This window comes from Spirillospora sp. NPDC047418 (assembly GCF_040643275.1).
Classification (GTDB): domain Bacteria; phylum Actinomycetota; class Actinomycetes; order Streptosporangiales; family Streptosporangiaceae; genus Spirillospora.
Map to the genome: position 1 here is coordinate 141,749 of NZ_JBEYTW010000009.1, position 24,248 is coordinate 165,996.

Sequence of the window (24,248 nt, forward strand, 5' to 3'; positions counted from 1 at the left end):
ATACGATTGGTGCCGTGGCTGAGCGACCGTCGTCGAACCCCCTGATCCGGACCTGGAACGCCGTGTGGCGTCCGACCCCCGGATCGCTGCGGCTGCTCGCGCTGCTCGGCGTCATCGGCAACGTGCTCATCGTCATCAGCGGCGGCGCCGTCCGCGTCACCAAGTCCGGGCTCGGCTGCCCCGAGTGGCCGCGCTGCACCGGCGACAGCCTCGTCCCCACGCACAGCCCCGAGCACCACCTGCTGAACATGTCGATCGAGTTCGGCAACCGGATGGTCACCTTCCTGGTGCTGGGCATCGGCATTCTGGTGTTCGTCGCGGCCCTGCGGCTGCGGCCGCGCCGCAAGGACCTGGTGTGGTGGGCGCTGGCGCAGCCGATGAGCGTGGTCGCGCAGGCGGTCATCGGCGGCATCGTGGTCCTCACCGAGCTGCACCCGGCGGCCGTGTCGCTGCACTTCCTCGTCTCGCCTGCGCTGCTGGTCTGCTGCGTGGCGCTGTGGGTCCGCGCCGGGGAGGGCGACGCCCCGCCGCGCCGGCTCGCCGGGCCGTGGACGCGCCGCCTCGCCGCCGCGCTGCTGGTCTCCTGCGCCGCCGTCCTCGTCGCGGGCACCGTCGTCACCGGCACCGGCCCGCACGCGGGGGACGCCGACTCCCGCCGCTACGGCTTCAACATCACCGACGTCGCCCGCATCCACGGCGAGCTGGCCTGGCTCACCATCGCGCTGACCCTGGCCGTGATCGTCGCCCTCTACCGCACCGGCGCCCCGGCGGCCGCGCGCCGCCGCGCGCTGGAACTGGCGGCCCTGATCGTGGTCCAGGGCGCCATCGGCTACACCCAGTACTTCCTGGGCGTCCCCGCGGGCCTGGTCCTACTGCACATGCTCGGCTCGGTGCTGATGTGGATCGCCGCGTTCCGCCTCTTCTTCGCCCTCCGCGACCGGGGCCCCGTCCCTGCCGCCGCGCCCGCGCCCGCCGCCGTCCCGCAGGCGGAGGCCCCGCAGCCCGCCTGACGGCCTCGGTCAGTTCGACCGGAGGAACTCGCGGAGGCGGGGGAGGGGCCAGGTGTTGACGACGTCGTCGGGGGTCAGCCAGCCGCGCTGGGCGGTGCCGACGCCGTACCGGATGTTGCGGTGGTCGCCCAGCGAGTGCGCGTCGGTGTCGATGGAGAACTTCACGCCGAGGCGCTTCGCGCGGCGGACCAGGTCGGCGGGCAGGTCGAGGCGGTCGGGGAACGAGTCGATCTCCATGGCGGTGCCGGTGCGGGCCGCGGCGCGGAAGACCTCGTCCCAGTCGGCGTCCACGGGCGGGCGGCGGCCGATGCTGCGGGCCGTCGGATGGCCGATGACGTGGACGTGCGGGTTCTCGCAGGCGCGGACGAGGCGGCGGGTCATCGCGTCCCGGTCCTGGGTGAAGTGGGAGTGGACGGACGCCACGCAGACGTCGAAGCCGGAGAGGAAGTCCGCGTCCCAGTCGACGCCGCCGTCCGGGTCGATGTTGAGTTCGGTGCCGTGGAGCAGGACGAGGCCGGGATACCTCTGCTGGAGCTCGGCGACCTCGTCGCGCTGGGCGAGCATCTTCTCGTCCGTCATGCGCTGCATCACCAGGTTCGGCGCGTGGTCGGTGATCGCGTAGTACTCCAGGCCGCGGGCGTGCGCGGCGGCGGCCATGTCCGCGAGGGACGCGACGCCGTCGGTCAGGTCGGTGTGGCTGTGCAGGTCGCCGCGCAGGTCCTCGACGGTGACGAGGCGCGGCAGTTCGTCCTTGAGGGCCGCCTCGATCTCGCCGGTGTCCTCCCGGAGGGCCGGATGCACCCAGGGCAGGCCCAGCCGCTCGTAGACCTCCTCCTCGGTCTCGGACACGATCAGCTCGTCCGACCCGGCGTCGAACAGGCCGTACTCCGACAGCTTGAGGCCCGCCTTGACCGCGATCTCGCGGGTGCGGATGTTGTGGGCCTGCGAGCCGGTGAAGTACTGCAGCGCCGCACCCCACGACTCAGGCGGGACGACCCGCAGGTCGACCTGGAGGCCCTTGGCGGTGCGGATCGAGGTCTTCTTGTCGCCGCTCACGACGACCTCCGCGACGAGCGGCAGCGCCGTGAACGCCTGCATGATCGGGCGCGGGTCGCGGGAGGCGGCCAGGACGTCCACGTCGCCGATCGTCTCGCGCATCCGCCGCAGCGACCCGGCGTGCTCGCAGCGCTCCACCTGCGGGAGCTTCGAGAGGGCCGCGACGATCTCGTCGGCGACGCCCGCGGCGGCGTCGACCAGGACGCGCTCGCCGGAGCTGCGCATCAGCTCGATGCCGCGGAGGATGTTCTCCTCGGTCTTGGCGCCGAAGCCCTTGAGGCCGCGCAGGCGGCCCTCCCCGATGGCGGCCGCGAGCTCGTCCACCGAGGAGACGCCGAGCTCCTCGTAGACGGCCAGGGCCTTCTTCGGGCCGAGCGTCGGGATGGCGGTGAGCGCCCGGACCCCGGCGGGGATCTGTGTCCGCAGCTCCTCGACCTGCCGGATCGTGCCGGTCGTCGTGTAGTCGAGGACCTTCTTCGCGATCGCCTCGCCCACGGTCGGGATCCTGCGCAGCCCGGCCAGGTCGAGATCGGCGATGTCGTCCGGGTATCCGGCGATCGCTCGCGCGGCCTTCTCGTACGCCCGGATCTTGAAGGCGTCGCCGCCCGTGATCGACAGCAGGTCGGCCAGTTCCTGGATGAGGGCTGCGGCCTCGTCGTTCGCGCGTGCCATGCGGCCGAGTCTAGAAGCCGGGTACGACGTTTCCGGTGATCAGCGCCCCGCCGTCAGCGCAGGGGCGCGGTGGGGCCGCCGGGGTCGTCCATGCGGCCCCGCACGACCTCCCCGGCGATCGCGGACACCTGGTCGTCGGGGAGGCGCCGGTAGCCGTCCTCGGTGACGACCGCGATCGTCGGGTAGATGCGCCGCATCAGGTCGGGCCCGCCGGTGGCGGTGTCGTCGTCGGCCGCGTCGAACAGGGCGTGGACGCAGACGGTGGCGGCGTCCTCCAGGGACAGGTCGCGCCGGTAGAGCTTCTTCAGCGCGCCCAGCGCGTAGGGGGAGCCGGACCCGTCCGCGTGGAAGTCGCGGGCCTCCTGCGGGGCGCCGGTGATGTCGTAGGTGTAGATCCGCCCCTCGCCGGTGCCCGGGTCGAAGCCGGTGAACAGCGGGACGACCGCGAGGCCCTGCAGTGCCTGGGCGAGGTTGGCCTGGATGACGGCGCCGAGCCGGCGGGCCTTGCCCGGCAGCGACAGCGGGACCGTCTCCATCTTCTCGTAGTGCTCCAGCTCGACCTGGAACAGCCGGACCATCTCCAGCGCCAGCCCGACCGTCCCCGCGAACGCGACCGCGGAGTACTCGTCGGCGCGCTGGACCTTGTCCAGCTCCCGGTAGGCGATGCGGTTGCCCTGCGTGGCGCGGCGGTCGCCCGCCATCATGACGCCGCCGGGGAACTCCAGCGCCAGGACGGTCGTGCCGTGCGGCACCTCGGGCGCGTCGCCCTCCGGGACGCGGCGGACCGGCAGCAGCTCGGGCGAGTGCAGGCGCAGGAAGTCGACGAAGGACGCCGACCCTCCCTCGAAGAACTCGGGCGGCATCCCCTGGTCCTCGGTCCGGCCGGTCACGGCGGCTCCTCTCCCCACGCTGGACGACCCGTGCCTTGATCCTTGCACGCCGATCCTTCCACGCTGCCACATCGGGCCGCCACTCACGCCTCGGGAGCCTCCACGGGTTCCTTCTGACCGCGGGTGGCGCCTGCGCAGGCGATGATGACGCAGGCGATCGCGACCCACTGGCGGCCGGTGAGGATCTCGCCGAGGACGACCAGGCCGACGAGCGCGGCGACGGCGGGCTCCAGGCTCATCAGGATCCCGAAGACGCGGGCGGGCACCCGGCGCAGCGCCTCCAGCTCCAGCGAGTACGGGATCACCGACGACAGCAGGCCGACGCCGAGCCCGATCAGCAGCAGCTCCGGGTCGAGCAGGGCGCCGCCGCCGGCCGCGACGCCGGTCGCGATGCCGCCGGGCAGCACGACCAGCGTCCCGATGATGCTGGCCAGGGCCAGCCCGGTGGTGCCCTGGATGCGCCGCCCGGTGGCGGCGGTGAGCAGGATGTAGGACGCCCAGCCGACCGCGGCGAGCAGCGCGAACGCGATGCCGAGCAGGTCGGCGTCGCCGCCGCCCCGGGCGAGCATGACCACGCCCGCGCCCGCGAGCAGCACCCACAGGACGTCCCGCGCGCGGCGGGAGCCGACGATCGCGACCGACAGCGGGCCGAGGAACTCGATCGTCACCGCCACGCCCAGCGGGATCCGCGCCAGCGCCTGGTAGAACGCGAAGTTCATCCCGGCGAGCGAGATCCCGTACCCGGCGACGACGGCCAGGCTCGTCCAGGAGTGGTCGCGCAGCACGGTCCGCAGCGCCCTGCGGGCCAGGAAGCCCAGCACGAGCGCCGAGGCCAGCAGCCGGATCGACACGACGGAGGTCGGCGGCATCCGCTCGAACAGGTGCTTGGCCAGGCCCGCGCCGACCTGCACCGAGACGATGCCGAGGAAGATCAGCGCGGGCGGCGGGACCGAGCCCAGCGACAGCGCGCGCGTGCGGGCGGGAAGACGGCTCGCGCCGCCGAGCGAGCCGGGCGCCTCAGCGAGTGCCACGCGTCACTCCCACCGGAAGAAGCGGGCGGCGAGGGCGAGGCCGGCGACGGCCCACACCGCGAGGACGAGCAGCGGCTGCGCGGGGAACGCGGCGCCGTCCTGCAGGACGTCGCGCAGCCCGCCCGCCAGCGCCGAGATCGGCAGCAGCTCCAGGGCGTCCCGCACGGGGCCGGGGAACTTCTCCAGCGGGAACACGACGCCGCCGACGGCCAGCAGCAGGATGTAGACGAGGTTCGCGGCGGCGAGGGCCGCCTCGGCGCGCATCGTCCCGGCCATGAGCAGCCCGAACCCGGAGAACGCGGCGGTGCCGAGCAGCAGCAGGACGAGCACCGAGGCGGGGTCGCCGTGCGGCTCCCAGCCGAGCCCCAGCGCCACCGCGCAGATCACCGCGGCCTGCACCGCCTCGACGGCGAGCACGCTGGCGGTCTTGGCGCCGATCAGCCCGGCGCGCGGCAGCGGGGTGGCGCCGAGCCGCTTGAGGACGCCGTAGCGCCGCTCGAACCCGGTGCCGATCGCCTGCCCGGTGAACGCCGTGGACATCACCGCGAGCGCGAGGATGCCGGGCGCGAGGAAGTCGACGCGGCGGCCGGAGCCGAGGTCCAGCAGGGACGTCGCGCTGAACAGGACGAGCAGCACCACCGGGATGATCAGCGTCAGCAGCAGCTGCTCGCCGTTGCGCAGCACGGTGCGGAACTCGTAGCCGGCCTGCGACATGATCATCCGCGGCAGCGGCACGGCCCCCGGCGCGGGGGACAGGTCCAGTGGGGCGGTCATGACCGCAGCTCCCGTCCGGTGAGTTCGAGGAAGACGTCCTCCAGCGTGCGGCGCTCGATCCGCAGGTCCTCGGTCAGCACGCCGTGCGAGGCGCACCAGGCGGTGACGGTGGCGAGCAGTTCGGGGCGCACGTCCGCCTCGATCAGGTAGTGCCCGGCGGGCGACTCCTTGGCCGCGCTCCCGGCGGGCAGCGCGGCCAGCAGCTCGTCCAGGCCGAGGCCGGGCCGGGCGCGGAACCGCAGCTGCCGCTCGGCGCCGGTGAGCTCCTCGGGGGCGCCCTCGGCGACGACCTGCCCGTGGTCGACGATGACGACGCGGTCGCAGAGGCGCTCGGCCTCCTCCATGTTGTGGGTGGTGAGGACCACCGACACCCCGGCGGCGCGCAGCTCCTCGATCAGCTCCCAGGTGGCGTGCCTGGCCTGCGGGTCCAGCCCGGTGGTGGGCTCGTCGAGGAAGACCAGCTCGGGCCGCCCGACGATGGCGACGGCGAGGGACAGGCGCTGCTGCTGCCCGCCCGACATGCGGCGGAACGGGGTGCGGGCGTGCTCGGTGAGGCCGAGCCGCGCCAGCAGGGCGTCCGGGTCGAGCGGCGTCGCGTGGAACGAGGCGACGAGCCGCAGGAACTCGCCGGCGCGGGCGGTGCCCGGCACGCCGCCGGACTGCGGCATCACGCCGACCCGCGGCTTCAGCGCCCGGCCGCCGGCGACCGGGTCGAGGCCGAGGACGCGGACGGTGCCCGAATCGGCCCGCCGGAACCCCTCGCAGATCTCGATCGTCGTCGTCTTGCCCGCGCCGTTCGGGCCGAGCAGCGCGGTGACGGCGCCCCGGGCGGCGCTGAGGGACAGGCCGTCGACGGCCGTGGCCGCGCCGTAGCGCTTCACGAGAGAGTGCAGCTCGACCGCGCTGTCTCGGCCGCCGCCTCCGGGGGGTGTCATGCAGACGAGTTTAGGTCCGGGCCGCGGCAGGTCCGTGCCGGGTCCCGCCGCCCGCCCGGGTGAAGGTCGGGCAAAGCCCGCGGGCCGCGCCGGCCCAGTTTCGGGCGCCGGACCGCGGGAATTGCGGACCTGTCGCCGGACCGTGCCCGGTGACCTGGGGCCGTGCGGCGCCGCGGCCGGGCCCCGAGGAGGTGGGGGATGGCGTTCCACGTCGATTCGGAGGCCGGCCGGCTCCGGGAGGTGCTGCTGCACAGGCCGGAGCTGTCGCTGAAGCGGCTCACCCCGTCCAACGCGGCCGGGCTGCTGTTCGACGACGTGCTGTGGGTCAGGCGCGCCGTGGAGGAGCACGAGGAGTTCGAGGACGTGCTGCGGGCTGAGGGCGTCCGCACGCACCTGCTGATGGACCTGCTCATCGAGACCGTCGGGATCCCCGAGGCGCGCAAGCACATCATGGACGCCGTCGTCGACCCGCACTGGTTCGGCCCGCTCGCCACCGACGCGATCCGCAACTGCCTCGACTCCATGGACGTGCGGGAGCTCGCCTCGTTCCTGATCGGCGGCATCACCAAGCGGGAGATCCTGGAGCGGATCCCCGAGCCCGCGTCGATCGCGTTCCACTCCATCCCCATGGACGGCTTCGTCCTGCCGCCGCTGCCCAACCACCTGTTCACCCGCGACACCTCGTGCTGGATCTACGACGGCGTCTCGATCAACACGATGCGCAAGAAGGCGCGGCTGCGCGAGACGGTGAACATGGAGGCGGTCTACCGCTGGCATCCGCTGTTCGCCGCCGGGTACGGGCGGCCCGCCGAGGGCGGCTTCCACGTCTGGAGCAGCGGGACGGCGATGGCGCCGGCGACGCTGGAGGGCGGCGACGTCCTGGTCATCGGCAACGGCGCCGTGCTGGTCGGGATGAGCGAGCGGACGCAGCCGCAGGCCGTGGAGATGCTCGCGCAGTCGCTGTTCGCCGCCGGGTCGTGCACCCGGATCGTCGCGCTGCGGATGCCGCACAGGCGGGCGTTCATGCACCTGGACACGGTCATGACGATGGTCGACCACGGCGTGTTCACCGCCTACGCGGGGCTCGGCATGCTGCCGTCCCACACCGTCGAGCCGGGCGACACCGAGAAGGAACTGAAGATCACCGACCATCCCCCGGAGGACATGTACCGGGCGATCGCGGCGGCGCTCGGCCTGGACGCCGTCAAGGTCCTCACCCCGACGCAGGACGTGTTCGCCGCCGAGCGCGAGCAGTGGGACGACGGCGCGAACGTCCTGGCCGTCTCGCCCGGCGTCGTCGTCGCCTACGAGCGCAACGCGACGAGCAACAACCATCTGAGCCGGAACGGGATCGAGGTCATCACCGTCCGCGGCAGCGAGCTGGGCCGGGGGCGGGGCGGCCCGCGCTGCATGACCTGCCCGCTCGTCCGGGACGCCTGACGACCCACGACTCTCGGGAGACCGGAAATGGCGCTCGACCTCCGCGGCCGCAGCCTGCTCAAGGAACTCGACTTCACGCCCGGGGAGTTCGGGCACCTGCTCGATCTCGCGGCCGAGCTGAAGGCCGCCAAGTACGCCGGGACGGAGCGGCGGGCCCTGACCGGCAGGAACATCGCGCTGATCTTCGAGAAGACGTCCACCCGGACGCGCTGCGCGTTCGAGGTCGCCGCGCACGACCAGGGCGCCCACACGTCCTACCTCAGCCCCGGCGGGACGCAGATCGGCCACAAGGAGTCGATGAAGGACACGGCCCGCGTCCTTGGGCGGATGTACGACGGCATCGAGTACCGGGGGTCGAGCCAAAGGCTCGTGGAGGAGCTCGCCGAGTACGCGGGCGTCCCCGTGTGGAACGGCCTGACCGACGAGTGGCACCCCACACAGATGCTCGCTGACATGCTCACCATGCGCGAGCACAGCGACAAGCCCCTGCCCGACGTCACGTACGCCTACCTGGGCGACGCGCGCAACAACATGGGCCACTCCTATGTGGCCACCGGGGCGCTGCTCGGCATGAACGTGCGCATCGTCGCGCCACGGACCCTGTGGCCGGACGAGGAAACGGTCGTCCAGCCGTCCAAGGCGGTGGCGGCCAAGACCGGGGCGGACATCACCCTCACCGAGGACGTGTCCGAGGGCGTCCGGGGCGCCGACTTCGTCATGACCGACGTGTGGGTGTCGATGGGCGAGCCCGAGGAAGTCTGGGATGAGCGCATAGCGCTGCTCAAGCCCTACCAGGTGAACACCGGGGTCCTGCGGGCGACCGGCAACCCGGAGGTCAAGTTCATGCATTGCCTTCCCGCCTTCCACGACAGGGGCACGGCGGTGGGGGAGGAGATCTACCGGAAGACCGGCCTGGAGGCGCTGGAGGTCACCGACGAGGTGTTCGAGTCGGGCGCCTCGATCGTCTTCGACGAGGCCGAGAACCGGATGCACACCATCAAGGCGGTCATGGTCGCGACGCTCGGCGGGCCGGGCGGGTGAAGGGGGAACGGATGCGCGTCGTCGTCGCGCTCGGGGGGAACGCGCTGGTCAAACGGGGGGACCTGGCCGACGCCGGGCCGCAGCGCGCCAACGTCGACCGGGCGGTGCGGGCGCTCGCGCCGCTCGCCGAGAGGCACGAGCTGATCATCACGCACGGGAACGGGCCGCAGGTCGGGGTGCTGGCGCTGGAGAGCGTCAACGACCCGAACCTCACCCGGCCCTACCCGCTCGACACGATCGGCGCCGAGACCCAGGGCATGATCGGCTACTGGATGCTGCAGTCGCTGCAGAACGCGCTGCCCGGCCGCCAGGTGATGGCGATGATCAACCAGACGCTGGTGTCGGCGGTGGACCCGGCGTTCCAGAACCCGACCAAGTTCGTCGGGCAGGTCTACGACCGGGAGGAGGCCGACAAGCTCGCCGGCGAGTACGGCTGGACCGTCCGGCAGGACGGGGAGAAGTGGCGCCGCGTCGTGCCGTCCCCGCGCCCGCAGCGGGTGATCGAGACCCGGCTGATCCGCGAGCTGGTCCGGCTCGGCACCGTGGTGGTGTGCGCGGGCGGCGGCGGCGTCCCGGTGTTCCGCAACGACGTCGGGCGGCTGGAGGGCGTCGAGGCGGTGATCGACAAGGACCTCACCGCGGCCGTCCTGGCCGAGAGCATGGACGCGGACGCGCTGCTCATCCTCACCGACGTGCCCCGCGTGATGCGCGACTTCGGCACGCCGGAGCAGGAGGAGATCGGCCACACGACCCCCTACGAGCTGCGCGCCGAGGACTTCCCCGCCGGGTCGATGGGCCCGAAGGTCCAGGCGGCGGTGAGCTTCGTCGAGCGGACCGGCGACATGGCCGCGATCGGGCTGCTCGACCAGTGCGTGGAGATCCTCGCCGGCACCGCCGGGACGATCGTCACGCCCAACGCCACCTGGCCGCTGGAGAGCACCCTGTGACCACCGGGACGGCGCCGGGGTCGTTCGCGCGCAGCCTGCTGCGCACCAAGCCGGTCGACCGGATCGTCGCCGAGGGCGGGCAGGGCGAGGGCGGCGAGCTGAAGCGCTCGATGGGCCTGCTGCAGCTCACCTTCTTCAGCGTCGGCGCGACCCTCGGCACCGGCATCTTCGTCGTCCTCGGCGAGGCGGTGCCGCTGGCCGGCCCGGCGGTCGTGCTGGCGTTCGTGCTCGCGGCCGTCACCGCGCTGTTCTCGGCGCTGTCGTACGCGGAGCTGGCCGGGACGATCCCGGTGTCCGGCTCGTCCTACTCCTACGCCTACGCGACGCTCGGCGAGCTGGTCGCCTGGGTCTGCGGGTGGTGCCTGCTGCTGGAGTACGCGGTGTCGGTGTCGGCCGTCGCGGTCGGCTGGGGCTCCTACCTCAACGCGTTCCTCGACTCGGCGCTCGGCTTCACGATCCCGGCGGAGATCGCCAACCCGCCCGGCGACGGCGGCCTGGTCAACGTCCCGGCCGTGGTCGTGGTGCTGATCGCGGCGCTGCTCCTGCTGCGCGGCACGTCCGAGAGCGCGGCCGCCAACACGGTCATGGTGTTCCTGAAGATCGCCGTGCTGCTGTTCTTCTGCGCGGTCGCCTTCACCGCGTTCAAGGCGGGGAACCTGAGCGCGTTCGCGCCGATGGGCTGGGCGGGGATCAGCGCCGCCGGCGGCAAGGTGTTCTTCTCCTACATCGGCTTCGACGCCGCCTCCACCGCCGGCGAGGAGGCGAAGAACCCGCGCCGCGACCTGCCGCTCGCGATCGTCCTGTCGCTGGCCATCGTCACCGTCCTGTACGTGCTGGTCGGCCTCGCCGCCGTCGCCGCGATGCACTGGGAGAAGTTCGCGCTGAGCGGTTCGGAGGCGTCCCTGGCGGAGGTGCTGGACGTGGCGACCGGGCGGTCCTGGCCGTCGATGATCCTCGCGCTCGGCGCGGTGATCGCCATCGCCAGCGTCGTCCTCACCGTCATGTACGGGCAGACCCGCATCCTGTTCGCCATGGCGCGGGACGGGCTCGTCCCGGACGTGTTCCAGAAGGTCAGCCCGGGCCGGCGGGTGCCCGTCGCCAACACCGTCATCGTCGCGGCGTTCATCGGCGTCCTGGCCGCGGTGATCCCGCTCGGCCGGCTCGTGGACGCCACCAGCATCGGGACGCTGTTCGCGTTCGCGCTGGTCAGCGTCGGCGTCATCGTGCTGCGCCGCACCCGGCCGGACCTGCCGCGCAGCTTCCGGACCCCGCTGTTCCCGGTGACGCCGCTGCTCGGCGTCGGGTTCTGCGTGTACCTGATGGTCGGCCTCGGCAGCGTCACCTGGGTGGTGTTCGCGCTGTGGTGCGCCGTCGGGCTGGCCGCCTACTTCCTGTACGGCCACCGGCATTCACGCCTGGCGGAGCGATCCGCGGGAAGGGGGAGGCGGTGAACGCCGCGAAGGAGAACGACACGAGGCCGATGCGGGTGCTGGTCGGGTACGCGCCGGACGAGCGCGGCGCCGACGCGCTCGCGCTGGCCGCCCTGCTCGCCCGGACGATGCGCGCGCCGCTGACGGCCGTCCACGTCCATCCGCCGCCGTGGCCGACCCCCGGTCCCGGCGCGGTGGACGCCGAATGGGTCGCCTGGCTCAGGGGCCAGTCGGACGAGGCGCTCGACGAGGCCGCCGCGCGCCTCGCGGAGATGGACGTCCCGAAGCGGGACGTCGAGGTGCGCGTCCACGCCCACCGCAGCAGCGGGCGCGGCCTCATCCAGGTCGCCGGCGACGTGGGCGCCGACCTGATCGTGGCGGGCTCGGCGCCGCGCGGGCGGCGCGGCCGGGTCGCGATCGGCAGCACCGCCGACCAGCTGCTGCACGGCTCGCCCGTCCCGGTCATGCTCGCCCCGCGCGGCTACGCGGCCCACCCGCCGCGGCGCATCGCGCGGATGACCCTCGCCTACTGGCGGCGGCAGGACGCCGACGGGCCGCTGACGGCCGCCGCCGCGGTCGCGGAGCGGCTGGACGCCGAGCTGCGGCTGCTCACCCTCCTGATCCGGCCGCCCGGCCTGGCGGCCAGGTTCCGCGCCCCGGGCGGCGTGCTGGACCGCCAGCTCGCCCAGGCCGAGGAGGACCTGCGGTACGCCGCCGGGCTGCTCGGCGGCGGGACGCCGGTGGAGCGGCTCACCGCGATCGGGACCGACATCGCCAAGACGCTCGGCACCGTCGATATGCTGCACGGCGAGGTGCTGGCCTGCCTGTCCGGCCAGGACGGGCCGCTGCGCAAGGTCTTCCTCGGGGAGAGCTCCGGCAAGATCCTGCGCGCCGCGCCGTGCCCGGTGCTGCTGCTGCCGCGCGGGGCCGCCGCGCCCGCCGCCGGAGAACGTCCAGGTTAGGTAAGGCTTGCCTGCGTGAGCTACGACATCGGCGTTCCGGTGTTTCGGGGGAAGGAATTACGGCACACTGATGTTGTGAAATACGTGAGCGAGGAGCAGACGACCACCGGAGCCGCCGCCGCGCGGCGTTCCGGCATGCCGTCCGGCCCCGGCCACACCGAGCGCGACACGCGCGCCCGGGTGGCCCGGCTGATCCTCGAGCACGGGCCGGTCACGGCGTCCACGCTGGGCGAGCGCGTCGGCCTCACGCCGGCCGCGATCCGCCGGCACCTGGACGCGCTGCTGGCCGAGGGCATGATCGAGGTCCGCAAGGCGCGGGTGCCGCAGACCCGGCGCGGCCGGGGACGCCCCGCCAAGTGGTTCGCCATCACCGACGCGGGGCGCAGCGCGTTCGTGCACGCCTACGACGACCTGGCGGGCAGCGCGCTGCGGTTCCTGGCGGAGAAGGCCGGCGACCACGCCGTCGCCGAGTTCGCCCGGCGGCAGATCGCCGACCTGGAGCAGCGGTACCGGCCGGTCGTGGAGGGCGCGCCGCCCCAGCAGCGGGTCCGCATGCTCGCCGAGGCACTGTCCGGCGACGGCTACGCGGCCGCCGCGGCCAAGGCGCCCCAGCCGGGCGGCGGCGAGCAGCTGTGCCAGCACCACTGCCCGGTCGCGCACGTCGCCGCGGAGTTCCCGCAGCTGTGCGAGGCCGAGACCGAGGCGTTCAGCAGGCTGCTCGGCACCCCCGTCCAGCGGCTGGCCACCATCGCCCACGGCGACGGGATCTGCACCACCCACGTCAGCCCGGTCGACTTGTGCGCCGACCGGGCCCGAGGGGGCGGTCCGGAGGGATCTCCCTTTGACATCCGCCCAGCGGCCGAGGCCGAGGGGTCCGACCCGGGGGGCCGAGGTTGACGCTTCACAGACCGCCCAGCAGCGAAGTCTCCACGTCCTGCAACGGCATGCCCTGCCGCCGGTCGCTCGGCTATCGCGACGTGACGAACATATCACTCTCTGGAGTTGTTCTATGACTACAGCAGCCCACCCGGAACTCGAGGGGCTCGACAGGTACAAGTTCGGCTGGGCCGACTCGGACGAAGCCGGCGCCGCGGCGCGCCGCGGCCTGAACGAGGACGTCGTCCGCGACATCTCGGGGAAGAAGAACGAGCCCGAGTGGATGCTGGACCTGCGCCTGAAGGGGCTGCGGCTGTTCAACAAGAAGCCGATGCCCACCTGGGGCTCGGACCTGTCGGACATCGACTTCGACAACATCAAGTACTTCGTGCGCTCCACCGAGCAGCAGGCGTCGTCGTGGGAGGAGCTCCCCGACGACATCAAGAACACCTACGACAGGCTCGGCATCCCGGAGGCGGAGAAGCAGCGCCTCATCGCCGGCGTCGCCGCGCAGTACGAGTCGGAGGTCGTCTACCACAAGATCCGTGAGGACCTTGAGGAGAAGGGCGTCATCTTCGTCGACACCGACACCGGCCTGCGCGAGCACCCGGAGATCTTCCAGGAGTACTTCGGCTCGGTGATCCCGGTCGGCGACAACAAGTTCGCCGCGCTCAACACCACCGTGTGGTCGGGCGGCTCGTTCGTCTACGTCCCGCCGGGCGTGCACGTGGAGATCCCGCTCCAGGCCTACTTCCGGATCAACACCGAGAACATGGGCCAGTTCGAGCGGACGCTGATCATCGCCGACGAGGGCTCCTACGTCCACTACGTCGAGGGCTGTACCGCGCCGATCTACAAGTCGGACTCGCTGCACTCGGCGGTCGTGGAGATCATCGTCAAGAAGGACGCCCGCGTCCGCTACACGACCATCCAGAACTGGTCGAACAACGTCTACAACCTGGTGACCAAGCGCGCCGTCGCCTACGAGGGCGCCACCATGGAGTGGGTCGACGGCAACATCGGCTCCAAGGTCACCATGAAGTACCCGGCGGTCTACCTGCTCGGCGAGCACGCCAAGGGCGAGACCCTGTCGATCGCCTTCGCCGGCGAGGACCAGCACCAGGACGCCGGCGCCAAGATGGTGCACGCCGCGCCCAACACCTCCAGCACGATCATCTCCAAGTCGGTGGCGCGCGGCGGCGGCCGCACCTCCTACCGCGGGCTCGTGCAGATCCAGGAGGGCGCCGCGCACAGCAAGTCCACGGTCAAGTGCGACGCGCTGCTGGTCGACCAGATCAGCCGGTCCGACACCTACCCCTACGTCGACGTCCGCGAGGACGACGTGGAGATGGGCCACGAGGCCACCGTCTCCAAGGTGTCGGAGCAGCAGCTGTTCTACCTGATGAGCCGCGGCCTCACCGAGGACGAGGCGATGGCGATGATCGTGCGCGGGTTCGTCGAGCCCATCGCGCGGGAGCTGCCGATGGAGTACGCCCTTGAGCTGAACCGGCTCATCGAGCTGCAGATGGAAGGAGCCGTCGGCTGATGGGGCTCGACACCAAGCCTCTCTCGACGCTGCACGAGAAGGCGTCCTACGACGTCGCCGACTTCGAGGTCCCGACGGGCCGCGAGGAGGAGTGGCGGTTCACCCCGCTGCGCCGCCTCCGCGGCCTGCACCAGGGCACCGCGCAGGAGGGCGGCAAGGTCCTGCTGGAGGTCGAGGCGGCCCCCGAGGTCACCGTCGAGACCGTCGGGCGCGACGACCCGCGCCTCGGCAAGGCGTACGTGCCCGCCGACCGGGTCAGCGCCCAGGCGTGGAACTCCTTCGCCGACGCCACCGTCGTGACCGTCCCGAAGGAGGCCGTCGCCTCGGCGCCGACCGTCCTGCGGCGGCGCGGCGAGGACGCCTCGGCCGCCGCCTACGGCCACACCACCGTCGTGGTGGAGCCGCTCGCCGAGGCCACGGTGGTACTCACCCACCGCGGCTCGGCGACCTACGCCGAGAACATCGAGTTCGTCGTCGGCGACGGCGCCCGGCTGTCGGTGATCAGCCTGCAGGACTGGGCGGACGACGCCGTCCACGTCGCTCACCAGCACGCCCGGCTCGGCCGCGACGCCCGGTTCGTCTCGCACAACATCTCGCTCGGCGGCGACGTCGTGCGGATCTCGCCGTCCATCGCCTACGCGGCGCCGGGCGGCGACGCCGAGCTGTACGGGGTGTACTTCGTCGACGGCGGCCAGCACCTGGAGCACCGCCTCCTCGTCGACCACACCGTCCCGCACTGCCGCAGCCGCGTCGACTACCGTGGCGCCCTGCAGGACCAGGACGCGCACGCCGTGTGGATCGGCGACGTGATCATCCGCGCGGAGGCGGAGGGCACCGACACCTACGAGCTGAACCGCAACCTCGTCCTCACCGACGGGACGCGGGTCGACTCGGTGCCGAACCTGGAGATCCTCACCGGCGAGGTCACCGGCGCGGGGCACGCCTCCGCGTCGGGGCGCCTGGACGACGAGCACCTGTTCTACCTGCGGGCCCGCGGCATCACCTTCGACGACGCCCGCCGCATGGTCGTCCGGGGCTTCCTCGGCCAGCTGGTCGAGCGCATCGAGGTCGCCGAGGTCCGCGACAAGGTGCGCGAGGCCATCGAGGAAGAGCTGGACCAGGGAGCCGCTCGATGACGTACGTGAAGGTGTGCGCGCTGGACGAGGTCCCCGCCGACGGGGCCCTCGGCGTCGAGGTCGACGACACGCCCGTCGTCATCGCGCGCAGCGGCGACGAGGTGTACGCCCTGAACGACATCTGCTCGCACGCCGAGGTCTCGCTGTCGGAGGGCGAGATCTACAACGGCACCATCGAGTGCTGGCTGCACGGGTCGTGCTTCGACCTGCGCAGCGGCAAGCCCACCAACCCGCCGGCCACGCAGCCGGTCGCCACCTACAAGGTCAAGGTCGAGAGCGGGGACGTCTTCGTCTCGCTCGGCGACGACTGACCCGACGACGAAGGAACCACACGCACTATGGCCACGCTAGAGATCCGCGACCTCCACGTCTCCGTCGGCGACGGCTCCGACGGGGCGAAGGAGATCCTGCGCGGGGTCGACCTGACCGTGACGGCCGGCGAGACCCACGCGATCATGGGGCCGAACGGCTCCGGCAAGTCCACCCTGGCCTACGCGGTCGCCGGGCACCCCAAGTACACGGTGACGTCCGGCACGGTCACGCTGGACGGCGAGGACGTCCTCGCGATGTCGGTCGACGAGCGCGCCCGCGCCGGGCTGTTCCTGGCGATGCAGTACCCGGTCGAGGTGCCGGGCGTGTCCGTCTCGAACTTCCTGCGCTCGGCGGTGACCGCCGTCCGCGGCGAGGCCCCGAAGCTCCGCGAGTTCTCCAAGGAGATGAAGGCGGCGATGGACAACCTGTCCATCGACCCGGCGTTCGCGCAGCGCAGCCTGAACGAGGGCTTCTCCGGCGGTGAGAAGAAGCGGCACGAGATCCTCCAGCTGGAGCTGCTCAAGCCGAAGTTCGCGATCCTCGACGAGACCGACTCCGGCCTCGACGTCGACGCCCTCAAGGTCGTCTCCGAGGGCGTGAACCGCTTCTCTGGCGGCGACACCGGCGTCCTGCTCATCACGCACTACACCCGCATACTGCGGTACGTGAAGCCCGACTTCGTGCACGTGTTCGCGGCCGGCCGCGTCGTCGCCGCGGGCGGCCCCGAGCTGGCCGACGAGCTGGAGAACGAGGGCTACGAGAAGTACGCGAAGGCGGGCGCGACCCTATGACCATGCTGCCCGAGGAGCTGAAGAAGGACTTCCCGCTGCTGGGCCGGACGGTCCGCGGCGGGCGTCCTCTGGTGTACCTCGACTCGGGGGCGACATCGCAGAAGCCCGTCCGCGTGCTGGACGCGGAGCGGGAGTTCTACGAGCGGCACAACGCGGCCCCGCACCGCGGCGCGCACCTGCTCGCCGAGGAGGCCACGGAGGCGTACGAGAACGCCCGCGCGTCCATCGCCCGGTTCATCGGCGCGTCGCCCGCCGAGATCGTGTTCACCAAGAACGCCACCGAGGGCATCAACCTCGTCGCGTACGCGATGAGCAACGCCGCGACCGCCGGCCCGGAGGCCGAGCGGTTCGCGGTCGGCCCCGGCGACGAGGTCGTGGTGTCGGAGATGGAGCACCACGCCAACCTCGTCCCGTGGCAGCAGCTGTGCCGGCGCACCGGGGCGACGCTGCGCTGGTTCGGCATCACCGACGAGGGCCGCCTCGACCTGGACGACCTCGACGACCTGGTCACCGAGCGCACCAAGATCGTCGCGCTGACGCACCAGTCGAACGTGCTCGGCACCGTTCCGCCGGTGGAGCGGATCATCGAGCGCGCCCACGCCGTCGGCGCGCTCGTCCTGCTGGACGCCGCGCAGTCCGTCCCGCACCAGCCGGTCGACGTCACCGAGCTGGGGGCCGACTTCCTGGCGTTCTCCGGCCACAAGATGCTGGGCCCGACCGGTATCGGCGTCCTGTGGGGCCGCGGCGACCTCCTCGAGGCGATGCCGCCGTTCATCACCGGCGGGTCCATGATCGAGGTCGTCCACATGGAGCAGACCACGTTCATGCCGCCGCCGCAGCGGTTCGAGGCCGGCGTCCCGATGACCGCGCAGGCCATCGGCCTCGGCGTCGCCTGCGACTACCTCGCCGACCTCGGCATGGACCGCGTCCACGCCCACGAGGAGGCCCTCGTCGGCTACTCCCTCGAGCGGCTCGGCGAGATCCCCGGCGTCCGCATCATCGGCCCCGGCACGACCGAGGCGCGCGGCGGCGCGGTGTCGTTCACCGTGGAGGACATCCACCCCCACGACGTCGGCCAGGTCCTGGACGACCAGGGCGTCGAGGTCCGCGTCGGCCACCACTGCGCGTGGCCGATCTGCCGGCGCTTCGGCATTCCGGCGACGACCCGGGCGACGTTCTACCTTTACAACACCCTCGCCGATGTGGACGCGCTCGCCGACGGGGTACGGCATGCGCAGAAGTTCTTCGGAACACGCTGACGCGCGGGCCGGTTGTAGCGAAAAAGGCTTGGAAGGGACGACATGCAGCTGGAGGCGATGTACCAGGAGGTCATCCTGGACCACTACCGCAACCCCCACCACAAGGGGTTGCGGGAGCCGTTCGAGGGTGAGGCGCACCACGTCAACCCGACCTGCGGTGACGAGGTGACGCTGCGCGTCCATCTGGACGGCGGCGGCCAGGACGCCACGGTCGCCGACGTGTCCTACGACGCCATGGGCTGCTCGATCAGCCAGGCCAGCGCCTCGGTGATGTCCGACCTGATCATCGGGAAGTCAGTGAAGGAGGCGATGGCCGTCGGCGAGGAGTTCCTGGCCCTGATGCAGTCCCGCGGCCAGGACGTCGAGCCCGACGAGGACGTCCTGGAGGACGCCATCGCCTTCGCCGGGGTCTCCAAGTACCCCGCCAGGATCAAATGCGCCCTCCTCGCCTGGATGGCGTGGAAGGACGCGACCGCACGCGCACTCGGAGAGGCATCATGACCGATACGCCCGCGACCGGCACGGCCCCTCAGGAGGATGAGGTCCTGGAGGCGCTGAAGGACGTCGTCGACCCCGAACTCGGCATCAACGTCGTCGACCTCGGCCTGATCTACGGCATCAACCTCGACGAAGAGGTGGCCACGATCGACATGACGCTCACCAGCGCCGCCTGCCCGCTCACCGACGTGATCGAGGACCAGGCCCACAGCGCGCTGGAGGGCCTCGTCAAGGACGTCAAGATCAACTGGGTGTGGCTCCCGCCGTGGGGCCCCGACAAGATCACCGACGACGGCCGGGACCAGCTCCGCGCCCTCGGCTTCAACGTCTGAACCACCTCGCGTGAAGGCCGCGCCCCAGGCCGGGGGCGCGGCCTTCACGCGTCCCCCGGGCCACCGCCCTCTCCCGGTCGTCACTCCCGCGGTGCGGGGTCCGCGCGGTCCTTCGGCTTGGCGGGCCACAGGGTGTGGGTGATCGGCCAGAGGGACCAGACCGCGAGGACGGTGCCGAGGCGGCCCAGCCAGGCGGTGAGGGCCCGCGTGCGGTCCGGGTCGTCCACGAGGACGATCATGGCGAGGAGGAGGGCGCAGGCGACGGCGGTCGCGAGGGCCGCCTTGCCGAACTCGCGCCACTCGTAGCGGGTGCGGGCACCGCCGTACTCCGGTTTCCCGCGCGGCGGCGGGCCGCCGGCGAAGCGGTGCGCGAAGCGCTCGTCCGCCCAGCGGACCATGCTGTGCCCGAACGCGACCGAGTAGCCGAGGTAGGCGGCGGCGAGGCCGTGGCCGGTCCCGGCCGTCGCCCCGCCCCGCAGGTCGATCGCGGTGGCGGCCAGCAGGACCAGGTCCAGCAGCGGGACGCAGAGCAGCAGCGCCGCGCCGGTGCGGCGCAGCCGCAGCGGGTAGCGGGCGAGGAGGCCGGCGGCGAGGACGATCCAGAACCCGATCTCGCATCCGGCGATGACGGCGATGAGCACGGTCTCCATCCTGGCGGCGGGACGGCGCCGGATCGTCGTCCGCGGTGAGGTTCCCGGGTCGTCCGAAGGATGTACGCGCGCTCCTCACCCGGGCGGACGAGGCATGGCGGCCGGGATGCTGAGATGTATCCGTGCACCAGATCCGACGGCTGACCACGCGCCAGGACGCGCTGATCGTGGCGGCCGCCCTCGCCGGCGGGCTGCTGATGCTCGCGGCGCACGGCTACTCGACGTGGACGCCGGGCTGGGACCCCTCGCGGTGGGTGCGCCTCGTCCCGCTGCTCGGGCTGTGCGCGGCGATGCTGCTGCGGCGGACGGCGCCGCTGACCGGGCTGGCGCTGGCCACCCCCTTCAACTTCGCCGACGTGGCGTTCGGGCCGAGCATCGCCACCGCGATGATCTACGGGGACGCGCTGTACGCGGCGAGCCTGTACGGGCGGCGGCGGACGGCGGAGTGGCTGCTCGGGTCGACGGTGTTCGCGTCGCTGGCGGTCGCGGCCGGCGTCTGGATCGCGCTGCGCGTCGTCGCGGTCGGCGTGGTGGCGGGCGCGGTCGCCGGGCTGGTGTGGGTGTCGCCGGTGCTGACCGCGATGGCGGTGCGCGAGCACCGGTACCGGGCGGAGGCGGAGCGGCGGCGGGCCGAGGCCGAGCGCGAGCGGGCCGAGCAGGTGGCGCGGCTGGCCGAGCTGGACCGGCGCGCCGCGGTGACCGCCGAGCGGGCCCGGATGGCCCGCGAGCTGCACGACGTGATCGCCAACCATCTGAGCGCGGTGGCGCTGCACTCCTCGGCGGTGCTGCGCGTCCCCGACCTCGACCGGGCCGAGATCGAGCAGTCCATGCGGGTCATCCGGGAGAACAGCGTGCAGGGCCTCGCCGAGATGCGCCGGATGATCGGGCTGCTGCGGGACGGCGGCGACGCCGACCCCGCCGCCCGGCCGCGGATCGCCGAGCTGGACCGGCTCGTCCGGCACACCGCGCGGCCGGATCTGTCGGCGTGCCTGGAGGTCACGGGGGAGCCGGCGGAGCTGCCCGCGGCGGTCGAGCTGGCCGCGTACCGGATCGTCCAGGAGTCGCTGACCAACGCGCTCAAGCACGCCGGGCCCGGCCGCGCGCGGGTCCGGGTCGAGTACGGCCGGCGGCTCGTGATCGACGTGTCCAGCCCGCTCGGCCGGGACGGCTCCCGGCTGCCGGGCAGCGGCAGCGGCCTGGTCGGGATGCGCGAGCGCGCGGTGATGCTGGCCGGGGAGTTCGACGCGGGCCCGGACGGCGGGCGGTGGCGGGTGCACGCCGAGCTGCCGGTGGAGCTGGAGGGGACGCCATGATCGAGGTGCTGGTCGCCGACGACCAGGCGGCGGTGCGGGCCGGTCTGGTGCTGATCCTGCGCGGCGCGCCGGACGTGCGGGTCGTCGGCGAGGCCGAGGACGGGCTGCGCGCGGTGGAGCTGGCCCGGGAGCTGCGCCCGGACGTGGTGCTCATGGACGTCCGCATGCCCCGCCTGGACGGGATCAGCGCGACCCGGGAGATCGCCGGGTTCACCGACGTCCTGGTGCTGACCACGTTCGACATGGACGAGTACGTCTTCGGCGCGCTCCGCGCGGGCGCCGCCGGCTTCCTGCTGAAGGACGTGGACGCCGACCGGCTCGTGGAGGCCGTCCGGACGGTCGCGGCCGGCGACGGCATCATCGCCCCGCGGGTGACCCGGCGGCTGATCGGCGCCTTCGCGGCCCGGCCCGCGGCCCAACCGGAGGCGCCCGGCCTGGCGGAGCTGACGCCGCGCGAGCGCGAGGTGTTCGCGTGCCTGGGCGAGGGCCTGTCGAACGGGCAGATCGCGGCCCGCCTCGACATGGCGGAGACGACGACCAAGACGCACGTCAGCCGCATCCTCGGCAAGCTGGGGCTGGCCGGCCGCGTGCAGGCGGCCATCCTCGCCCAGGAAACGGCCGCCACCGGACTTTCCCGGCACGATCCCGCCGAGGGGCCGCCGGATCCGGCCTGATCGCGCAGCGGCGCGCTCAGCCCGCCATGCCCCGGCGGCGGAGGTTCAGAGGCTGCGGGTGCCGGCCAGGGCGGCGAGCAGGTAGGTGACGCCGGCGACCGCCGCGAGCCAGGCGAAGGCGGTGATGTCGGAGCCGCGCAGCGCCTGGACGACGAGGGCGCCGACCACCGCGACCGTCAGCACGTCGCCGGTGGTCGCGGCGGCGCGCAGATGGGCGCGGGCCCGGGTGCCCGACCCGAACCCGTCGCTGATCGGCAGCGCCGGCTCGTTGCGCCGGTAGCCCAGGTACAGGGCGTACCCGGCGAGCGCGCCCAGCGCTACGAGGGCCGTCCCGGACCGCCCGTCGGCGGCCAGCACGGCCCCGACCACCACACCGGCGGCCAGGACGAGCCCTGGCACGGCCCACCGGCTGAGACTGCGGCGTTCGGGAGCGATCCACATGGTGCTCATCCTTCCCGATGTGCGCGTGAGCGGGACCGGCAACGCGCCGGGCTGTATCTTCTCGCTTCGTGGCGCAATTTCGAATGAACGGGTCGAAGATGCTCGCCGTCGACCTCGCCGGCGAGACCATCAGGGCGCTGAACGGCTCCATGGTCGCCTACGAGGGCCAGATGGCGTTCAAGCGGCAGGGCATGACGGGCGGGGAGGGACTGCGGGGCGCCCTCAAACGGCGGATCGCCGGCGAGGGCATGACCCTCATGGAGATCACCGGGCAGGGCACGGTGTACCTGGCGAGCGAGGCGACGGAGGTCACGCTCGTCCAGCTCACCGGCGACACCCTGTTCGTGGAGTCGGAGAGCCTGCTGGCCCTCGACGGGAACCTGCAGACCGGCGTCCAGTTCGTCGGGCTGCGGGGCATGGGCACCGGCCAGGGCCTCGCCACCACGAAGGTGGACGGGCACGGCACGGTCGCGGTCCTGTCCGAGGGGCCGGCCATCGCGCTGGAGGTGACGCCGCAGACACCGCTGTGCGTCGACCCCCACGCGTACGTGTGCCATCACGGGCAGCTCCAGCAGGACGTGGTCACCGACGTCAACTGGCGGACGGTGATCGGCCAGGGATCGGGGGAGAGCGTGCAGTTCCGGTACCAGGGGCACGGGCTGGTGTACGTCCAGCCGGCCGAACGCGGCGGAATCTTGGAGATCTGATGCCCGGATACCAGTCGATCAACTCCAAGATGCTCCAGGTGCCGATCGGGCCGGGGCAGGAGGTCTACAGCAAGCGCGGCGCGATGCTCGGCTACACCGGGTCCGTGTCGTTCGCGCCGACCGCCACCGCCGGGCAGGGCATCGGCGGCGCGCTCGGGCGCGCCGTCGCCGGCGAGCGCAGCGCGATGATGCACGTCACCGGCCAGGGCGGCGTGCTGTTCGGGCACGGCGGCCTGGAGGTCGCCGTCCTCGACCTGAACGGCGCCGACACCCTGTACGCCGAGGCCGACCGGCTCCTCGTCCACGACACGACGCTCCAGGTCGGGACGATGTTCATGGGCGAGCAGGGCGGCGTGCGCGGCATCGTCCGCGGCGCGGTCACCGGGCAGGGCCTGTTCACCACGACGCTCACCGGGCACGGCTCGTGCGCGCTGCTGTCGCACGGCGGCGTGATGGAGCTGCCGATCACCCCGCAGCGCCCCGTCCACGTCGACCCGCAGGCGTACGTGGCCCACCGCGGCCAGGTGCAGAACAAGCTGACCACGGCGGTCGGGCTGCGCGACATCATCGGACGCGGCTCCGGCGAGGGCTTCCAGCTGGAGCTGAGCGGCTCCGGCGTCGTCTACGTCCAGGCCAGTGAGAGGAAGATCTGACCCGTGAGCACGTTCGGCACGCGGACCTGGAACCCGCACACGCTCCCGTCCAACGACAACGTCAACCCCTACGCCTTCAGCGTCGACCTCAACGGGCAGTGGTTCGCGCAGAAGGGCAAGATGATCGCCTACTACGGGCAGATCAGGTTCGAGGCGCTGTCGGCGGGGCCGCTGGACTCCCTCGTCGCGCACACGTTCAACTCCCCGCTGTACGCGCAGGACTGGATCGTCGCGCAGGGGCAGGGCAAGCTCGTCCTCGCCGACCGCGGGTTCGACGTCAACTCCTTCGACCTGGAGAACGGGAACCTCACCGTCCGGGCCGGGAACCTGCTGGCGTTCGAGCCGGGCCTGGAGCTGAAGCAGTCGATCATCCCCGGGTTCCTGACGCTGATCGGCACGGGCCGGTTCGTGGCGGCCTCCAACGGGCCCGTCCACTTCGTCGAGCCGCCGATCCGGGTCGACCCGCAGGCGCTGCTCGGCTGGGCCGACTGCCCCTCGCCCTGCCACCACTACGACCACTCCTACATGCGCGGGGCGTTCGGCGCCGCCCGCATGGCGTTCGGCATCGGCGGGCATTCCGGCGAGGAGCACCAGTTCGACTTCACCGGCCAGGGCACCGTCATGATGCAGTCGTCGGAGGCCGTGATGAACGAGGACGTCCTCCTGCGCGACCTCGAAGGCCAGATCGGGCTGGTCGGCACGTCCGGGCTCCAGCGGCTGCACCAGACGATCGGGCAGCGGCTGTCGGCCGAGCGGCAGGGCTGATCCGCGGGCCCGGCCCGGCGCCGGGCCGGGCCCGCGGAGACCGGGCACCACCCCGGCGGGGGCGCCCGCCACATCACCCCGAACGGCACCCCGCACGGGTCGCGGTC

General features: G+C 72.5%; 26 protein-coding genes. 19 read left to right on the forward strand and 7 right to left on the reverse strand.

The window, feature by feature from the left end; all coding sequences use genetic code 11:
- Positions 1-14: 14 nt before the first annotated feature.
- Complete coding sequence (locus tag ABZ806_RS08265; protein ID WP_500216160.1) at positions 15-1,010, forward strand: COX15/CtaA family protein; 996 nt, start codon at positions 15-17, stop codon at positions 1,008-1,010.
- A gap of 9 nt (positions 1,011-1,019) precedes the next feature.
- On the opposite strand, the gene polX is transcribed toward ABZ806_RS08265, so the two are convergent.
- The 5 genes from polX to ABZ806_RS08290 all read right to left on the reverse strand — a co-directional run bounded on the left by polX (position 1,020) and on the right by ABZ806_RS08290 (position 6,368).
- Positions 1,020-2,738 (reverse strand): DNA polymerase/3'-5' exonuclease PolX, encoded by a 1,719-nt coding sequence (polX, locus tag ABZ806_RS08270; RefSeq protein ID WP_500216161.1) that lies wholly within the window; start codon positions 2,736-2,738, stop codon positions 1,020-1,022.
- A 53-nt stretch (positions 2,739-2,791) separates the two neighbouring features.
- On the reverse strand, positions 2,792-3,628 hold the full coding sequence (prcB, locus tag ABZ806_RS08275) for a proteasome subunit beta (protein ID WP_500216162.1): 837 nt from the start codon (positions 3,626-3,628) through the stop codon (positions 2,792-2,794).
- Positions 3,629-3,711: 83 nt separating this feature from the next.
- Positions 3,712-4,659: an EamA family transporter gene (locus ABZ806_RS08280; RefSeq protein ID WP_500216163.1), complete on the reverse strand. Its 948-nt coding sequence runs from the start codon at positions 4,657-4,659 to the stop codon at positions 3,712-3,714.
- Positions 4,660-4,662: 3 nt separating this feature from the next.
- Positions 4,663-5,433, reverse strand: coding sequence for an ABC transporter permease (locus ABZ806_RS08285; protein ID WP_500216164.1), 771 nt, complete (start codon positions 5,431-5,433; stop codon positions 4,663-4,665).
- Positions 5,430-6,368 carry an ABC transporter ATP-binding protein gene (locus ABZ806_RS08290; RefSeq protein WP_500216165.1) on the reverse strand — a complete coding sequence of 313 codons (939 nt, stop codon included), beginning with the start codon at positions 6,366-6,368 and terminating at the stop codon, positions 5,430-5,432. Before ABZ806_RS08290 ends, ABZ806_RS08285 begins: the two co-directional genes overlap by 4 nt.
- 198 nt (positions 6,369-6,566) lie before the next feature.
- On the opposite strand from ABZ806_RS08290, the gene ABZ806_RS08295 reads away from it, so the two are divergent.
- From ABZ806_RS08295 to ABZ806_RS08355, 13 genes are all read left to right on the forward strand, one after another.
- Entirely contained in the window at positions 6,567-7,808 is a 1,242-nt protein-coding gene (locus tag ABZ806_RS08295; protein WP_500216166.1) for an arginine deiminase, read from the forward strand.
- A 27-nt stretch (positions 7,809-7,835) separates the two neighbouring features.
- Entirely contained in the window at positions 7,836-8,849 is a 1,014-nt protein-coding gene (argF, locus tag ABZ806_RS08300; RefSeq protein ID WP_500216167.1) for an ornithine carbamoyltransferase, read from the forward strand.
- 11 nt (positions 8,850-8,860) lie between these two features.
- On the forward strand, positions 8,861-9,796 hold the full coding sequence (gene arcC, locus ABZ806_RS08305) for a carbamate kinase (RefSeq protein ID WP_500216168.1): 936 nt from the start codon (positions 8,861-8,863) through the stop codon (positions 9,794-9,796).
- The gene (locus tag ABZ806_RS08310; RefSeq protein WP_500216169.1) at positions 9,793-11,247 is read left to right on the forward strand and encodes an amino acid permease; all 1,455 of its coding nucleotides are present in this window, start codon (positions 9,793-9,795) and stop codon (positions 11,245-11,247) included. Before arcC ends, ABZ806_RS08310 begins: the two co-directional genes overlap by 4 nt.
- Complete coding sequence (locus tag ABZ806_RS08315) at positions 11,244-12,188, forward strand: universal stress protein (RefSeq protein ID WP_500216170.1); 945 nt, start codon at positions 11,244-11,246, stop codon at positions 12,186-12,188. Before ABZ806_RS08310 ends, ABZ806_RS08315 begins: the two co-directional genes overlap by 4 nt.
- Positions 12,189-12,272: 84 nt before the next feature.
- Positions 12,273-13,085, forward strand: coding sequence for a helix-turn-helix transcriptional regulator (locus tag ABZ806_RS08320; protein ID WP_500216189.1), 813 nt, complete (start codon positions 12,273-12,275; stop codon positions 13,083-13,085).
- A 112-nt stretch (positions 13,086-13,197) separates the two neighbouring features.
- Complete coding sequence (sufB, locus tag ABZ806_RS08325; RefSeq protein ID WP_500216171.1) at positions 13,198-14,610, forward strand: Fe-S cluster assembly protein SufB; 1,413 nt, start codon at positions 13,198-13,200, stop codon at positions 14,608-14,610.
- On the forward strand, positions 14,610-15,746 hold the full coding sequence (gene sufD / locus ABZ806_RS08330; protein WP_500216172.1) for a Fe-S cluster assembly protein SufD: 1,137 nt from the start codon (positions 14,610-14,612) through the stop codon (positions 15,744-15,746). The genes sufB and sufD overlap by 1 nt, the downstream gene beginning before the upstream one ends.
- Positions 15,743-16,057, forward strand: coding sequence for a non-heme iron oxygenase ferredoxin subunit (locus tag ABZ806_RS08335; protein ID WP_500216173.1), 315 nt, complete (start codon positions 15,743-15,745; stop codon positions 16,055-16,057). Before sufD ends, ABZ806_RS08335 begins: the two co-directional genes overlap by 4 nt.
- Positions 16,058-16,084: 27 nt before the next feature.
- Positions 16,085-16,849, forward strand: coding sequence for a Fe-S cluster assembly ATPase SufC (sufC, locus tag ABZ806_RS08340; protein WP_500216174.1), 765 nt, complete (start codon positions 16,085-16,087; stop codon positions 16,847-16,849).
- A complete protein-coding gene (locus ABZ806_RS08345) occupies positions 16,846-18,108 on the forward strand; it encodes a cysteine desulfurase (RefSeq protein WP_500216175.1) in 1,263 nt (420 codons plus the stop codon). The genes sufC and ABZ806_RS08345 overlap by 4 nt, the downstream gene beginning before the upstream one ends.
- A gap of 42 nt (positions 18,109-18,150) precedes the next feature.
- Positions 18,151-18,609 (forward strand): Fe-S cluster assembly sulfur transfer protein SufU, encoded by a 459-nt coding sequence (sufU, locus tag ABZ806_RS08350; protein WP_500216176.1) that lies wholly within the window; start codon positions 18,151-18,153, stop codon positions 18,607-18,609.
- Complete coding sequence (locus ABZ806_RS08355) at positions 18,606-18,938, forward strand: metal-sulfur cluster assembly factor (protein WP_500216177.1); 333 nt, start codon at positions 18,606-18,608, stop codon at positions 18,936-18,938. Before sufU ends, ABZ806_RS08355 begins: the two co-directional genes overlap by 4 nt.
- A gap of 80 nt (positions 18,939-19,018) precedes the next feature.
- Here ABZ806_RS08355 and ABZ806_RS08360 read toward each other — a convergent pair whose 3' ends face one another.
- Positions 19,019-19,588, reverse strand: coding sequence for a hypothetical protein (locus ABZ806_RS08360; RefSeq protein ID WP_500216178.1), 570 nt, complete (start codon positions 19,586-19,588; stop codon positions 19,019-19,021).
- 122 nt (positions 19,589-19,710) lie between these two features.
- Here ABZ806_RS08360 and ABZ806_RS08365 point away from each other — a divergent pair, with 122 nt between their 5' ends.
- Together ABZ806_RS08365 and ABZ806_RS08370 are read left to right on the forward strand one after the other, a co-directional pair.
- The gene (locus tag ABZ806_RS08365; RefSeq protein ID WP_500216179.1) at positions 19,711-20,901 is read left to right on the forward strand and encodes a sensor histidine kinase; all 1,191 of its coding nucleotides are present in this window, start codon (positions 19,711-19,713) and stop codon (positions 20,899-20,901) included.
- Positions 20,898-21,575, forward strand: a complete 678-nt coding sequence (locus ABZ806_RS08370) for a response regulator (RefSeq protein WP_500216181.1) — start codon at positions 20,898-20,900, stop codon at positions 21,573-21,575. Before ABZ806_RS08365 ends, ABZ806_RS08370 begins: the two co-directional genes overlap by 4 nt.
- Before the next feature lie 45 nt (positions 21,576-21,620).
- On the opposite strand, the gene ABZ806_RS08375 is transcribed toward ABZ806_RS08370, so the two are convergent.
- Entirely contained in the window at positions 21,621-22,016 is a 396-nt protein-coding gene (locus ABZ806_RS08375; protein WP_500216182.1) for an ABC transporter permease, read from the reverse strand.
- Positions 22,017-22,084: 68 nt separating this feature from the next.
- Here ABZ806_RS08375 and ABZ806_RS08380 point away from each other — a divergent pair, with 68 nt between their 5' ends.
- Genes ABZ806_RS08380 through ABZ806_RS08390 form a run of 3 tightly spaced genes read left to right on the forward strand, consistent with a single transcriptional unit; the run spans position 22,085 to position 24,141 of the window.
- On the forward strand, positions 22,085-22,723 hold the full coding sequence (locus ABZ806_RS08380; protein WP_243714440.1) for an AIM24 family protein: 639 nt from the start codon (positions 22,085-22,087) through the stop codon (positions 22,721-22,723).
- A complete protein-coding gene (locus ABZ806_RS08385; RefSeq protein WP_500216183.1) occupies positions 22,723-23,376 on the forward strand; it encodes an AIM24 family protein in 654 nt (217 codons plus the stop codon). The genes ABZ806_RS08380 and ABZ806_RS08385 overlap by 1 nt, the downstream gene beginning before the upstream one ends.
- Positions 23,377-23,379: 3 nt before the next feature.
- Positions 23,380-24,141, forward strand: coding sequence for an AIM24 family protein (locus ABZ806_RS08390; RefSeq protein WP_500216184.1), 762 nt, complete (start codon positions 23,380-23,382; stop codon positions 24,139-24,141).
- The last annotated feature ends 107 nt before the right edge of the window (positions 24,142-24,248 follow it).

Coding starts and splice junctions, on each gene's coding strand:
- ABZ806_RS08370 (WP_500216181.1), top strand. CDS start 20,898: ATGATCGAGGTGCTGGTCGCCGACGACCAGGCGGCGGTGCGGGCCGGT.
- ABZ806_RS08295 (WP_500216166.1), top strand. CDS start 6,567: ATGGCGTTCCACGTCGATTCGGAGGCCGGCCGGCTCCGGGAGGTGCTG.
- sufB (WP_500216171.1), top strand. CDS start 13,198: ATGACTACAGCAGCCCACCCGGAACTCGAGGGGCTCGACAGGTACAAG.
- argF (WP_500216167.1), top strand. CDS start 7,836: ATGGCGCTCGACCTCCGCGGCCGCAGCCTGCTCAAGGAACTCGACTTC.
- polX (WP_500216161.1), bottom strand. CDS start 2,738: ATGGCACGCGCGAACGACGAGGCCGCAGCCCTCATCCAGGAACTGGCC.
- sufU (WP_500216176.1), top strand. CDS start 18,151: ATGCAGCTGGAGGCGATGTACCAGGAGGTCATCCTGGACCACTACCGC.
- arcC (WP_500216168.1), top strand. CDS start 8,861: ATGCGCGTCGTCGTCGCGCTCGGGGGGAACGCGCTGGTCAAACGGGGG.
- ABZ806_RS08290 (WP_500216165.1), bottom strand. CDS start 6,368: ATGACACCCCCCGGAGGCGGCGGCCGAGACAGCGCGGTCGAGCTGCAC.
- ABZ806_RS08375 (WP_500216182.1), bottom strand. CDS start 22,016: ATGTGGATCGCTCCCGAACGCCGCAGTCTCAGCCGGTGGGCCGTGCCA.
- ABZ806_RS08385 (WP_500216183.1), top strand. CDS start 22,723: ATGCCCGGATACCAGTCGATCAACTCCAAGATGCTCCAGGTGCCGATC.
- sufC (WP_500216174.1), top strand. CDS start 16,085: ATGGCCACGCTAGAGATCCGCGACCTCCACGTCTCCGTCGGCGACGGC.
- ABZ806_RS08355 (WP_500216177.1), top strand. CDS start 18,606: ATGACCGATACGCCCGCGACCGGCACGGCCCCTCAGGAGGATGAGGTC.
- ABZ806_RS08360 (WP_500216178.1), bottom strand. CDS start 19,588: ATGGAGACCGTGCTCATCGCCGTCATCGCCGGATGCGAGATCGGGTTC.
- sufD (WP_500216172.1), top strand. CDS start 14,610: ATGGGGCTCGACACCAAGCCTCTCTCGACGCTGCACGAGAAGGCGTCC.
- ABZ806_RS08285 (WP_500216164.1), bottom strand. CDS start 5,433: ATGACCGCCCCACTGGACCTGTCCCCCGCGCCGGGGGCCGTGCCGCTG.
- ABZ806_RS08335 (WP_500216173.1), top strand. CDS start 15,743: ATGACGTACGTGAAGGTGTGCGCGCTGGACGAGGTCCCCGCCGACGGG.
- ABZ806_RS08345 (WP_500216175.1), top strand. CDS start 16,846: ATGACCATGCTGCCCGAGGAGCTGAAGAAGGACTTCCCGCTGCTGGGC.